Source organism: Calothrix sp. CCY 0018 (assembly GCF_963920925.1).
In the GTDB taxonomy this organism is placed as follows: Bacteria; Cyanobacteriota; Cyanobacteriia; order Cyanobacteriales; family Nostocaceae; genus Rivularia.
On the sequence record NZ_CAWUDI010000005.1, the window covers coordinates 68,782 to 81,480 of the forward strand.

Sequence of the window (12,699 nt, forward strand, 5' to 3'; positions counted from 1 at the left end):
CACAAGACTGGGCGTTTGTGTTAAGTATAACTTGTCCTCTGTGGGAGGAATAGTTAAAACCCGGTCAAGTTAATCATAAGCTGACCATAAATTGTTGTTATCTTCAAGAAACCGGCGTTGCCGTTGTTTTCTTAATCAATCCTAAAAACGTTGGATTTTATCTCTTTGACTGATGAAAATTAAAGCTACTGTTGCGGGGATAACAAAAATCGCAGCACCCCAGGCTAAGCTCCAAAGAAAATTTGCTAAAGAGGGAGTCATGGTTACAACCTTTTTTTTTACATAGTCCTTTCTAATATTTTAATACCATGAAACGAATCGCAATAAGTCTTAATCTTTAATTGGATGCTTATCATTTTATATCTAGTAGTTTGGCAGAATCGGGAGTAGAAAGGAGGGAGTAGGTATTAGAGATGCTTATTTTTGACGATTAAGATAGTATCTCTAACTTGGCTTCCGATAAAATAAGATAAAGACTTTACAAATCTTAAACATTTTCTTCAGATAAACAGTAAATTCAAACCATGAGTACCCTTAACGTTACCAATTTGATTCTCAGCCTTGTATTAGGGCTAATGACGTTTTTATTTATTTTCCGAATTATTTTGACTTGGTATCCCCAAGCCGAACTGAATCGTTTTCCCTTTAATACCATTGCTTTTCCAACAGAACCGTTTTTAGTAGTGCTGCGAAAGCTAGTACCTCCCATCGGTGGTGTGGACATTACGCCAATTATTTGGGTGGGTATATTCAGTTTGGCACGAGAAATCCTATTAGGTCAGCAGGGATTGCTGACCATGTTGGCTCGCACCAATTAAAGTGAATTTTTTATTTCCTCGATGAAATTGGTATAGACATTACCTTCCAAAAACTGCGGAATATCCATCACTTTTTGATGAAAGCCAACGGTGGTAGTCACTCCAGTAATCGCACATTCCCTTAAAGCTCGTTTCATCCGCTTGATTGCGGTAGGACGGTCGGGTGCCCAAACAATTAATTTTGCGATTAACGAATCGTAGTAAGGAGGTATCTGGTAATCGGTGTAAATGTGGGAATCGATCCGAACGCCGGGGCCTCCAGGGGGAAGATAGCCGCTGATACGTCCGGGACAAGGGCGAAAATCATGGTCGGGATCTTCTGCATTGATGCGACATTCTATTGCATGACCCCGCAAAACAACTTGGTCTTGAGTAACGCTGAGTTTTTCTCCCATCGCAACGCGGATTTGTTCGACAACCAAATCAATCCCGGTAATCATTTCCGTGACGGGATGCTCAACTTGAATCCGGGTATTCATTTCCATAAAGTAGAAATCACCTGATTTGTCCAGCAAAAACTCCACCGTACCCGCACCAGTATAATTAATGAACTTAGCGGCTTTTACAGCAGCTTCTCCCATTTTAGAGCGCAATTCGTCATTAAGCGCCGGACTTGGGGCTTCTTCCAAAAGCTTTTGATTGCGTCGCTGAATCGAACAATCGCGCTCGCCTAAATGAATTACATTGCCGTAATTATCAGCTAAAATTTGAAACTCGATATGACGGGGACGTTCGATAAATTTTTCTAAATAAACCCCACCATTGCCGAATGCAGCTTCCGCTTCCCCTTGTGCGGCTCGAAAAGATTTAGTGAATTCTTGAGGCGATCGCACTAATCGCATACCTCTTCCACCACCGCCAGCAGTGGCTTTAATCATCACCGGATAGCCGATTTCCGCAGCGCTTTTTAATCCTTCTTCCTCAGAACTCAGCAAACCATCGCTACCCGGTACTGTAGGAACACCCGCTTTTTGCATGGTTTCCTTCGCAGTGGATTTATCCCCCATAGAGCGAATTGCTTCGGGTGAAGCACCAATAAAAGCAATATGATGGTCGGCACAAATTTCAGCAAAACGGGCATTTTCAGCCAAAAACCCATAACCTGGATGAATCGCGCTGGCATTGCGCGTTAACGCAGCCGCAATAATATTAGGAATATTTAAATAGGATTTACTGCTTGCAGCATCACCGATACAAACCGCTTCATCAGCAAGCTGTACGTGAAGAGCATTACGGTCAATATTTGAATGTACTGCAACAGTAGCAATCCCCATTTCCTCACAAGCGCGGAGAACGCGAAGTGCTATTTCCCCTCGATTCGCAATTAATATTTTGTCAAAATTCATCTTGGTAATTTGTATATCGTTGCTGTTTATTGACATTTACCCTTACCAAATTTGGAAAAACACTTTCGCTATGTTTCAAAATTTGACAAGATATTTATACGCTTTGTTTGTAGAACCACTTGGCTAGAATGAACTACCCATAAGGCATTGTAAATATATTGTTTGCCTAAGTTGACGCAAGCACTATTAAGAAATAACTCAGCCGGTTAACAATTATACGCATCCCCGACCGAATTCGAGAAATTTAACTTGAGTTACCATAGTCGTGACCGTTTTTAATATGACTTGTGTTTTATTAAATTTCTGTCTGCCACTTATCCCAATCTGGCAATTATATGCAACTAAGATAATTATTTTAAGGCGGAATTTCGTAAGTTATTACTATATTTTTTTTGTTGTGCTATACTTCACTTCTAGATAAATAAAAATCTATCATGCGGATGTGGCGGAATTGGTATACGCGCACGCTTGAGGGGCGTGTGGCCTTGGCCTTGCGAGTTCGAGTCTCGCCATCCGCATTTTTTCATGGGAAAATTGGTATAAAATCAAAGGTTAAAGATTATTTCTACCCCCTCTTTCCCTCTCCTTGTCCCCCCATCCCTACTCCCTACTTCATATTTTGTGCTTTCATAGAAGTAGGTAAAGTATTGTAAAGAGCAGAGTTTTGACTGCAACTTTTTCAGAGAAAGAAGATTTTACTTTACCTTGCTCGTGGCATAGATTAGATGCTATTTGGCAGGGTGGAGAAGAGGTAGTTCAACAAGGTTTACCTCATAATAGGCTAGCTCCGAGTTGGCAGTTATTGCTGTTAGGTGATGGTTCTCCTACGCGACACTTGAAGTTATTGACAGGCGAACCAACGGAAGTAGATGTGATCGATATGTCATTAATTGGCATGGATTCCGATGACGCTCCCGATTTGATGCAGGTAGTACCGGGGCCGAGACTGCGGAGACAGGTTTGGTTGCGTACTCCTAGCGGTCAAATTTTGGCTTATGCAACTTCATGGTGGGAAGCGTCTCATGTGGATGAATATTTACAAAATCGTTCCTTACCGATTTGGGCAAGTTTAGCGCGTCTGCGTACTGAGTTGTATCGGGATGTTCAAGGAATTTACTACGGTTATTCTCCCGCTCTAGAATTAGGGTTTAACCAAAAAGGCCCTTTTTGGGGACGACACTATTTATTTTGGCATCATGGGCAGCCATTAACGTTGATTTATGAAGTGTTTTCGCCTTATTTAACTAAGTATTTGGGAAGTACTAAAGTTTAACGGTTGCCATCTTTTATTCTAGGTACAGACTTGAATTCTTTTTAGTTTTTGTATTTAGGACTAAAGTTGGCACGGGTTCTCAATTTTTAAATATAGAACTAAGTTCTGATTTGACGAAATACTAATTAGTTATTTTAAGTTGAGCTAATATGGCAATTTAGTAGGGGGTGTCGCCCCAGATTAAATAGTAGCGAGTCAGCAGTAATTTGGCGGCACTAAGGCGTGAGCTTAGTCTAACGACTCACTGCGTGTTCAGCGCGGCACGACCCGTTAGGGTAAGGCTTAACGGCAATGTTTATCAAGCATGATTTTTTCCCAAAAACTAGGTTATGGCTTTAAGATAGGGAAACTCGAAAAATATTTGCTCAAAAATTAATTATTCCAAATGTTAAAATGCCTGCAACTCTGCTTTTTTTGCGGAAGCTTGTATAATTCCTGAAATAGATAGAAAAGGTATGAAAATACTGGGAGTATGTCAAAACAGCATATCTAAGTAGCAGTGTTTTCGGTTATTTATAGTATCTTATCTAAGGTAGTGCAAAGGACTTTCCCCAGCATCGGAGTCTTGTACTTGCTTTAAAGACTTCGATCTAAAAATTAATTTTAATATGACTGAAAACATGATTTTCTAGGCATTCTAAACTATGGTTCGGCATCAAAATAAATCATCAAGCAACCGAGCAAGTCAATCCATATGGTAAGTAATTTTATCTGACATTTTTTCAATAGTGGTAGTGTTTGATTTTATAGATAGTGTTAAACTTGCTGCGGAGGTCGATTTAAAGCGTGGAATTACTACAGTTAAGGGAAACAATCGAGATTTGTACTTCTGACTACATTTTTTGTAGTTGAATACAGATAAAGCCTGCAAACAGAACAATAGTGGTTTGATTGTAAAAGTACTAATGCTATTAGTAAGATTAATTTTCGAGCGTGTAATCGGCAACCCTAAATATCAAGAAGAATATGCAGGTTAGCTGTCTCAATAAAGTAATTGAAAAGTTCCGTTTTATGAGGTATTGGTTTCAATGACACTGCCTGTCGTGTCTATTTCTGGTAAGAAAAAAAAGAAACCGTCTTTAGTTTTGACGCTTTCTGGAGCGGGTTTACTAATAGGTGGTGGGATAGCAGCTTACTGGCTTTTAACTCAGGGAAAACCTTTGTCCAGAGATTTACCTGTAGGTGCTAATATTATTCCCCAAGATGCCCTATTTACGGTTTCTTTAAGTACGGATTCTAGTCAATGGGAAAAATTGCGTTCTTTTGGAACTAAAGAAAGTCAAGCCGCATTAGATAAAAATTTAATTCAGTGGCGCGATCGCTTTCTTGCAAAAGAAGGTTTTGATTTCAAAAAAGATGTCAGCCCTTGGGTTGGAGATCAAGTAACTATTGCGATTTTAGCCCCTAAAGCCCCAGTAACTGCATCTAAACAAGTAGCTAGCGATGGAAAATTAGCCACCGTCGAACAGTCGCTGGTAATGGTTTTTCCAATTAAAGACCAAAACAAAATTAAAACAGCCTTTGCACAACCCAAAGCCCTGAAAGGAAAGTGGGATGAGCGAGAGTACGAAGGCATTACAATTAAAGAAGCACAAACAAATTCGGGAGAGAAATTATCTACAGCAATCATAGAAGAACGTTTTTTAGTTATTGCAGATAATCCCAAAGCTACAGAAAGAACGATTAAAGCTTACAAAGGTAAAGCAACTCTGGCTAACAGTAACGGTTTTGCCAAACACTTACCCAAAATAGCTACTTACCAGCCCCTTGCTCAATTTTACGTTAACGTTCCCTCTGCGGCCCAAATAGCAAGTACAACTTCTGCCAAACGTCGTTTACCAGCGCAAGTTTTAGCACAATTAAAGAACAATCAAGGTTTAGCGGGAACTGTCAGTTTAGAATCAGAAGGATTGCGTTTAAAAGGAGTATCTTGGTTAAAACCTAGCAGCCGAAAAGTTTTGGCGGTGGAAAATAAAGCTACTACCATGACAACTCGTTTACCAGCAGAAACTCTGATGATGTTTTCTGGTGGAAACCTGCGTAGAACCTGGGCTGATTACGTTTTAACTGCTCAGAAAAATCCCCTTTCGCCTGTTAAACCAGAAAACTTAAGAGATGGATTTAAGAACATCACTAGTCTTGATTTAGATCGGGATTTACTTAGCTGGATGGGAGGTGAATTTACAGTATCTGTTGTTCCTCAAATCCCTAACAAAGAATTTCCTCAAGATGTTCGCGCTGCTTTAGTATTTATGGTACAGGCTAGCGATCGCCTTAAAGCGGAAGCATCTTTAAAGCAGTTAGACGAAGCGATGAGAACTCAGTACCAGTTCAAAATTAAAGACGATAAAGTCGGCGAAATACCCGTTACGAGGTGGGTTGGGCCTTCAGGAACATTAACTGCTACTCACGGTTGGTTAGATGGAGATATTGCTTTTTTAACCTTGGGAACTCCCATAACCGATAAAATTATTCCCAAACCAAAAAATATTTTAGCTAAGGCTGCTTCATTTCAGAAAGCAGTACCATCAGAACTCGATCCGATAAATTCTCAGTTTTTCTTAGATATGGAAGGCGCGGCGAAAAGTTTGTCTTTACCAGCTTTATTTCCCGATCAGCAAAATTTTCTTAATGCACTAAATTCAGTAGGTGTAACAACTGCCGTTACCGATAGTCGTACTACTCGTTATGATATTTTACTGAAGCTCAAGAAAGGCGAGAAACCAGTGGTGCTTCCGACTCCCAAAGAAAAGAAAGAGTAGGAGAGTCGAAGACAAATAAAGATAAGCTAGAAGAGGGCGGAAATCTTAAAGCATTACTGCCTCTTCTGGGTAAGACTTGGAAAAACAGTAAGATAAAAAATTATAGTAATTTTAATGGGGATAACACTTTTATGGATTTAGTTGTACTCCAAAATTGGCTTGATAATGCTTCCTTCCTCGTCCTATTTCTCACCATGTTGATTTATTGGGTAGGAGCAGCTTTCCCTAATATCCCAATGTTGGCTGGTTTGGGAACTGCGGGAATGGCGATCGCTAATTTGTGCATGGCAACTTTGCTTGGTGCGAGATGGTTGGAAGGTGGATATTTCCCTCTGAGCAATTTATATGAGTCTTTGTTTTTCTTGGCTTGGGGAATCACCACGGTTCATTTAATTGCTGAATACAGCAGTCGCAGTCGTTTGGTAGGAGTTGCAACTTCCCCCGTAGCGATGGGAATTACAGCTTTTGCGGCTCTAACGCTTCCTTCAGATATGCAAGTTTCCGAACCATTAGTACCCGCACTCAAATCAAACTGGTTGATGATGCACGTCAGCGTGATGATGTTGAGTTATTCGGCTTTGATGGTAGGTTCTTTAATAGCCGTAGCATTTCTGATAGTTACAAAAGGGCAACCAGTGCAGCTTCAAGGTAGTTCCGTTGGTAACGGTGGCTATCGTACTAACGGTTATCGTTTACATAAGGCTGGTGAACTTGTTACCGAACCTAATGCATTTGCTTTTGAAAATAACGGCTTTTCTCCAGTTCAAACTAATAGTAACGGTAACGGTAAAACTGCGACAGCAGTTGCACAGCGGATAGAAACTTCTTCATCTAGTATAAATTCTGAAGAAACCCTTTCTCCACAACGGTTAAGTCTTGCCGAAACCTTAGATAACATCAGCTATCGCATTATTGGGTTGGGTTTTCCCCTCTTGACAATTGGCATCATAGCTGGTGCAGTTTGGGCGAATGAAGCATGGGGTTCTTATTGGAGTTGGGACCCCAAAGAAACCTGGGCATTGATTTGCTGGTTGGTATTTGCAGCTTATCTCCACGCTCGGATTACTAAGGGTTGGCAAGGTCGTCGTCCGGCAATTTTGGCTGCTACCGGGTTTGTGGCGGTTTGGGTTTGTTATTTAGGAGTGAATTTGTTGGGTAAGGGTTTGCATTCTTATGGGTGGTTTTTTTAGGATTGGGTAGGGCGGGCAGGGATGCCCACCCCACAAGATTATTTGGCGGTTGATTGTTTAATCCGGCGGTTGAAACCGCGTCTACACATAGCAAAACCCGCCTGCGCGGGTTAAGAAATTAATTTTAAATGCTCTTTTCCATAAGTTGGGAAGGAGTTTTTTTTATCGAAGTTAAAGAAAATCGTAGGTTGGGTTGAACGGAGTGTAAGCGAAGCTTTCTCGTAGAGTAACCCAACAAAGTCTTCATAATGTTGGGTTTCGTTCCTCAACCCAACCTACTAATGGTTGATCAAAATACTAAATTAAAATTTCTAAAGACATTGAGTAACGGTGATAACATTTAGTATCTTTAAAAATTATTTTTTATGTAAAAATACTAAAATACAAAATTCGTATGCAATCATAAACAGGAAAAGGAATTGTGTCAACTTTAAACTTAGACTCAGAATATAATTTTATTGATAAAATTATATCCAATATTTGTTTTGAGTTAGTAAATGAAGATGAAACAATCACAGGCTTGATGGCTAATAGTGGTTGTTCAGGTTGGGGATTTGATGATTATTATAGTGATTTAGAAGTTTGGCGAATCAGAACTAAAGCTGAATATTTTGGTTTTTTTGTTAACATACATTTATCGGGTACTCCAAATGATGAAACAGGAATTATTGCAACTTCAATGCTTGTAAAATTACAAGGAAAGTTTCTTAAAGACAAAGAAGCATATGGTTATGAAGAGAATGATGACTATAAAGTATTAAGCTATGAAGTTCTAGAAGCTGACTTAGATTTGCTTGATGATGACTATGATGACTATATAGATGCAATACTTTTTAATACTGAATTTAATAAAACTTTATGTAAGGAAATATCAAGTTTAAAAATATTGAATAATCTTGAAGTTTCAGACAACAATGCACAAAAAACGCTTAAAAAACAAATATATCTTGGTGCTATAACGTGCCTTGAAACTTATCTTTGTGATGCATTTATACATACTGTTTTATCAAATAGAAAATACCTCAAATGTTTTTTTTATAATTTTATAGATTTTCAAAAACAAACAATAAAAATGCGAGAGGTTTTTGATTATTCCGAAAATATAGAGGAAAAGGCGAAGGAAACAATGTCAGAAGTTATTTATCACAACTTAAGTAAAGTGAGCAAGATGTATCAAAGCATACTAAATATAAGCTTTCCTGGATTATCTAAAATTAGTAAATATATTTCAATCAGGCATGATTTAGTACACCGAAATGGAAAGAATAAAAAAGGTGAAGAAATGAAGCTTGATAAAAAAATAGTTAATGAAGTCATCGACGATATTCAAGTTTTTATTAATGAGATTGACGAAAAACTGATAAACAGCCAGTTGAATGATAGTTTTGGAGCATAAGTATTAACAGAACAATGCTTAGATGATTTTATGTTTAATTTGACAATTACTCCTCAACTTCCCAGAGTTTGTTTCTAGCACCAAACAGTAACCCTGCGTAGCTTCATCTCCAACTTGGATATCTGACAATATCAAATGCATTGCAATGGCGGCTTCAATATCGTCGAATCATTGATATAGCAAATTTAAAAACAGATATAGGAGTAGAAAACCTACTTGAAAGCTGAACTTGGTGATTTTCAAACCCCTCCTGCATTAATAGCTGAAATATTAAAATGTTTAAGTAAAAATAACAAATATTGGGAAAGAGTATTTGAACCCACTTGTGGAAGAGGGAATTTTATTTCTGGTTTATTAGCACTCGATCAACCTCCAAAAGAGATTCAAGCAATTGAATTTGATACAGAATATTTTCAAGCTGCAAAAAGCATTTATAAAAAGACTGATTCAACTCATGTTGTTATTCAACAAGCGAAAATATTTGATTTAGATTTAGGTCAAAGTTTGAAATGGAGTGCAAAAGGAAACTTATTAGTTATAGGTAATCCTCCTTGGGTAACAAATTCTCAACTTGGAAGCTTGGGAAGCAATAATCTGCCAATTAAAACGAATTTTAAAGGTTTAAAAGGACTTGAAGCTTTAACTGGAAGTTCCAACTTTGATATTACAGAATATATTTGGATAAAGCTGATTCAAGAACTTGTTTATGAGAAACCAACTATTGCATTACTTTGTAAAACTGCTGTAGCGCGTAACGTGCTGCAATTCGCTTTCGACGCTCAACTTAAAATTAGTAATGCATCAATTAGGTTAATTGATGCAAAAAAATGGTTTAAAGCTTCTGTAAGTGCTTGTTTGTTTTGTTTAGATATTGGTGTGGATAAACCAAGTTATCAAGCCGATGTTTATTCTAATTTGTCTGCAAATCAACCAGAATCAACGATTGGAATTATTGATAACAAATTGGTTGCAGATATTAAAGCTTATCAAAAATCAGCTTTTCTGAATGGAAGTAGTTCTTTAACCTGGCGACAAGGATTAAAACATGATGCAGCATCAGTAATCGAACTTACTTATATTGCGGAAGGTGTTTTTCAAAATAAATTTAAGCAAATAGTTGATGTTGAATCAGGTTATATTTACCCTTTACTAAAATCTACCGATTTATTTCATGGAAAAATAGAATCAAAGCGAGGTGTGATAGTAACTCAGAAAAGAATCGGTGAAGATACAAATATTTTGCAGCAATCAGCGCCGCGACTTTGGCAATATCTTGAAAGTCATTCAAAGCAATTCGATAAAAGAAAATCGTCTATTTACAAAAATAAACCCCCATTTTCGATATTTGGAATTGGTGATTATTCTTTTTCTCTTTACAAAGTGGCTATTTCTGGTTTACACAAGCAACCTAGATTTAGAGTTGTTCATCCAATCAATAATCGTCCGGTAATGCTGGATGATACTTGTTATTTTATTCCGTGTAATTCTATGGAAGAAGCAGTACTTTTAGCTTGCTTATTTAACAGCGATTTATGTTTAGACTTTATTAAAGCAATAACTTTTTTAGACGCAAAAAGACCTATTACAAAGAAATTACTCCAATCTATAGATTTGGATGCATTACTAAATAATATTCCGCAAGAACAGTTAATAGAGCAAGCAATTTCGGAATATCAACGCTTTAAAGCATATTCAGATAGAAAAATAGAATGGTTATCAACTTTAGAATTGCTATCCAAAAATATTTCTACAGTAAGCGCGTCAGTTCAAAGCCACAATAGACAACTGATAATTGTTAATTGATAATTGATAACTGATTCACAAAATCATTTCCTTAACCATCTGGGCAGTTGCAGGAGCCAACAAAACCCCATTGCGATAATGAGCGCTAGCTAATATAACGTTGTCATATCCTGGAAGTTGCTCGATAACTGGTGCCGGACGATTTTCCGGACGAGGACGCAAACCCGACCAGGTGCGGATTATTTCAGCTTTCGCTAACTCCGGACAAGTTGCGATCGCGCTCTTCAAAGTAGCGTCTAAAAGTTCTTTGTCGGCAAATATTTCACCACCATCTTGGGAAAATTCCACCGTCGCACCTACCCAATAATCCGTAGCTGGATACACCCCCGCACCACAAGGAACTATATAGGTATCGTTACTGGTTATTGCTGGTTGAAATTCTGATTTTCCTAAAGGATGCCCCAAACGAAAATGAATTGCTTGCCCTAATACCGGACGAATATCAACTTTTTGATTTAATTTTTCTGTAAGAAGAGATGAACCAAGTCCGGCTGAGATAATAAACTTGTCTGCTGAAATTACACCATCTGTTGTTTCTAATTCATAAGCTGAAAAACCTCTCTCCAAACCTCTCTCCTGCAAGGAGAGAGGCTTAAAATTCTCCCCATTCCCTGATAGGGAAGGGGGCTGGGGGGTTAGGTTTTCTAAATTCTCCCCATTCCCTGATAGGGAAGGGGGCTGGGGGGTTAGGTTTTTCGACTTCATCCCCAAAGCACTTACACCAAATTTAAAATCGACACCGTTGTGTTTTGCTGCTTCTACTAAAGCTAATGTAAACGCTGTTGGATCGATTTGCCTATCTTGGGGAGAATGAATTGCTCCGATATATTCTTGCGATTTAACATCTACCTGGGGACATATTTTCTCCAGTTGAGCCTTATCTAAAATCTCTAATTGCCAACCTTGATTTTGACGAGTTTCTCGAAGTTTTTCCCAGAAAACTAAATCGTCAGTTGTTACTTGAGGTGATGGTAACAACATTAAAATTCCTTGGCGGTTGAAAGGGATGCGTCGATTTGTTATCGCTTCTAATTCTGGAATTAAAGTTTCATAACGTTGGATGCTGGTTTGGCGCATCCGCCAAGCTTTACCCTTTACCTTGTGGCTGATAATCCCCATTAAAACGCCTAAAGCAGCACCTGTAGCGGCTTGTGCTGGGGTTTGCTTGTCAACAACCGTAATTTTTAATCCTTCAATTAAACTCAGTTCGTAAGCTAAGGTTGCTCCAATAATACCACAACCGATAATAACTATATGATTCATAGATTGGTGGAAACATATAATGTAGAGACGTTGCATTGCAACGTCTCCAAACATCAACAATTCAAACGTACAACATCAGATTTTAACCGCTAAATCTCAACTAAATTGTTTACCGATGACTGGAAAAGCGCTAATCCCATCAGATACAGTCTTTGCTGGGATTAAATCCAAAAATTGGTTAATATCAGCGAAAGCCGCATCATAAGCAGTTAAAGCTTTTCCGGAATTAGCTTCCTTCGCAGCTTGGTCAATTTTCACGAGATTATTAAACATATCTCGGACAATTTTGCGTGCTTGTTTTTGTTGCTCTGGCAAAAGGTTAGAAACAATAAAGTTCATATTCAACCTTGCCTCTGCCATCGGGCCATGTATAAAAGTATCAACATCCCCCCAATCATTGTTTTGAATAAGTTTTTGCAATTCAGAACCACGTTCTTGTACGGCTACGATATCGGGAACGTATTCCTGAATTTTCTCTATTTGCGATGGAGTATAGGTTGGAGGTGCTACAGCGACATTAGGACCGCCGCAACTGATAAGTAATGTTGCTAAAGATACTAGTATTAACGAAAAAACGGGGCGTAGACGCGACATATCGAACTTATTTATCTGGCAATTAACACAGTAATTTTAGCTTGCTAAGGTAATTTATCATTACCGATTACCGATAGATTTTGATAAATTTTTGTACTGTAATCTATTTTTTGAAAAGAACAAAGATTTTATTTTTGAGGTTTTCTAGGTACAATTGCCCCATCATCATTTTTTAACTCCTCACTCCTAACCCCTAACTTTAAAATAAAAAGTTGCATCTATTGTTGCTTTGATCGAAAAAGGCTTGATAAGCT

The 12,699-nt window shown here is 38.2% G+C and carries 10 protein-coding genes and 1 tRNA gene; 7 read left to right on the forward strand and 4 right to left on the reverse strand.

What is annotated here, in order from left to right; genetic code table 11:
* Window positions 1-141: 141 nt before the first annotated feature.
* Window positions 142-261, reverse strand: a complete 120-nt coding sequence (gene psbX / locus ACM03V_RS05230; protein ID WP_414619700.1) for a photosystem II reaction center protein PsbX — start codon at window positions 259-261, stop codon at window positions 142-144.
* Window positions 262-524: 263 nt separating this feature from the next.
* Here psbX and ACM03V_RS05235 point away from each other — a divergent pair, with 263 nt between their 5' ends.
* Window positions 525-818: a YggT family protein gene (locus ACM03V_RS05235; RefSeq protein ID WP_414619701.1), complete on the forward strand. Its 294-nt coding sequence runs from the start codon at window positions 525-527 to the stop codon at window positions 816-818.
* On the opposite strand, the gene accC is transcribed toward ACM03V_RS05235, so the two are convergent.
* Complete coding sequence (accC, locus tag ACM03V_RS05240; protein WP_414619814.1) at window positions 815-2,164, reverse strand: acetyl-CoA carboxylase biotin carboxylase subunit; 1,350 nt, start codon at window positions 2,162-2,164, stop codon at window positions 815-817. The genes ACM03V_RS05235 and accC overlap by 4 nt on opposite strands.
* A 436-nt stretch (window positions 2,165-2,600) precedes the next feature.
* Between accC and ACM03V_RS05245 the strand changes: the two genes are divergently transcribed.
* From ACM03V_RS05245 to ACM03V_RS05270, 6 genes are all read left to right on the forward strand, one after another.
* Window positions 2,601-2,682 (forward strand) — tRNA-Leu (locus ACM03V_RS05245).
* A gap of 146 nt (window positions 2,683-2,828) precedes the next feature.
* Window positions 2,829-3,437, forward strand: coding sequence for a chorismate lyase (locus tag ACM03V_RS05250; protein WP_414619702.1), 609 nt, complete (start codon window positions 2,829-2,831; stop codon window positions 3,435-3,437).
* 1,028 nt (window positions 3,438-4,465) lie between these two features.
* Window positions 4,466-6,199 (forward strand): DUF3352 domain-containing protein, encoded by a 1,734-nt coding sequence (locus ACM03V_RS05255; RefSeq protein ID WP_414619703.1) that lies wholly within the window; start codon window positions 4,466-4,468, stop codon window positions 6,197-6,199.
* A 131-nt stretch (window positions 6,200-6,330) separates the two neighbouring features.
* Complete coding sequence (gene ccsB, locus ACM03V_RS05260; RefSeq protein WP_414619704.1) at window positions 6,331-7,389, forward strand: c-type cytochrome biogenesis protein CcsB; 1,059 nt, start codon at window positions 6,331-6,333, stop codon at window positions 7,387-7,389.
* A 421-nt stretch (window positions 7,390-7,810) separates the two neighbouring features.
* On the forward strand, window positions 7,811-8,785 hold the full coding sequence (locus tag ACM03V_RS05265) for a HEPN domain-containing protein (protein ID WP_414619705.1): 975 nt from the start codon (window positions 7,811-7,813) through the stop codon (window positions 8,783-8,785).
* 216 nt (window positions 8,786-9,001) lie between these two features.
* On the forward strand, window positions 9,002-10,588 hold the full coding sequence (locus tag ACM03V_RS05270) for an SAM-dependent methyltransferase (protein WP_414619706.1): 1,587 nt from the start codon (window positions 9,002-9,004) through the stop codon (window positions 10,586-10,588).
* A gap of 15 nt (window positions 10,589-10,603) precedes the next feature.
* Here the strand turns inward: ACM03V_RS05270 and ACM03V_RS05275 are convergent, their stop codons facing one another.
* Both ACM03V_RS05275 and psbQ read right to left on the reverse strand, forming a co-directional pair.
* Window positions 10,604-11,851 carry an NAD(P)/FAD-dependent oxidoreductase gene (locus ACM03V_RS05275; RefSeq protein WP_414619707.1) on the reverse strand — a complete coding sequence of 416 codons (1,248 nt, stop codon included), beginning with the start codon at window positions 11,849-11,851 and terminating at the stop codon, window positions 10,604-10,606.
* 96 nt (window positions 11,852-11,947) lie between these two features.
* Window positions 11,948-12,445, reverse strand: coding sequence for a photosystem II protein PsbQ (gene psbQ, locus ACM03V_RS05280; protein ID WP_414619708.1), 498 nt, complete (start codon window positions 12,443-12,445; stop codon window positions 11,948-11,950).
* Window positions 12,446-12,699 lie beyond the last annotated feature (254 nt).

Excerpts from the sequence above, each read along its gene's own strand:
- psbX (WP_414619700.1), bottom strand. The coding sequence starts at position 261 with ATGACTCCCTCTTTAGCAAATTTTCTTTGGAGCTTAGCCTGGGGTGCT.
- ACM03V_RS05235 (WP_414619701.1), top strand. The coding sequence starts at position 525 with ATGAGTACCCTTAACGTTACCAATTTGATTCTCAGCCTTGTATTAGGG.
- accC (WP_414619814.1), bottom strand. The coding sequence starts at position 2,164 with ATGAATTTTGACAAAATATTAATTGCGAATCGAGGGGAAATAGCACTT.
- ACM03V_RS05255 (WP_414619703.1), top strand. The coding sequence starts at position 4,466 with ATGACACTGCCTGTCGTGTCTATTTCTGGTAAGAAAAAAAAGAAACCG.
- ccsB (WP_414619704.1), top strand. The coding sequence starts at position 6,331 with ATGGATTTAGTTGTACTCCAAAATTGGCTTGATAATGCTTCCTTCCTC.
- ACM03V_RS05275 (WP_414619707.1), bottom strand. The coding sequence starts at position 11,851 with ATGAATCATATAGTTATTATCGGTTGTGGTATTATTGGAGCAACCTTA.
- psbQ (WP_414619708.1), bottom strand. The coding sequence starts at position 12,445 with ATGTCGCGTCTACGCCCCGTTTTTTCGTTAATACTAGTATCTTTAGCA.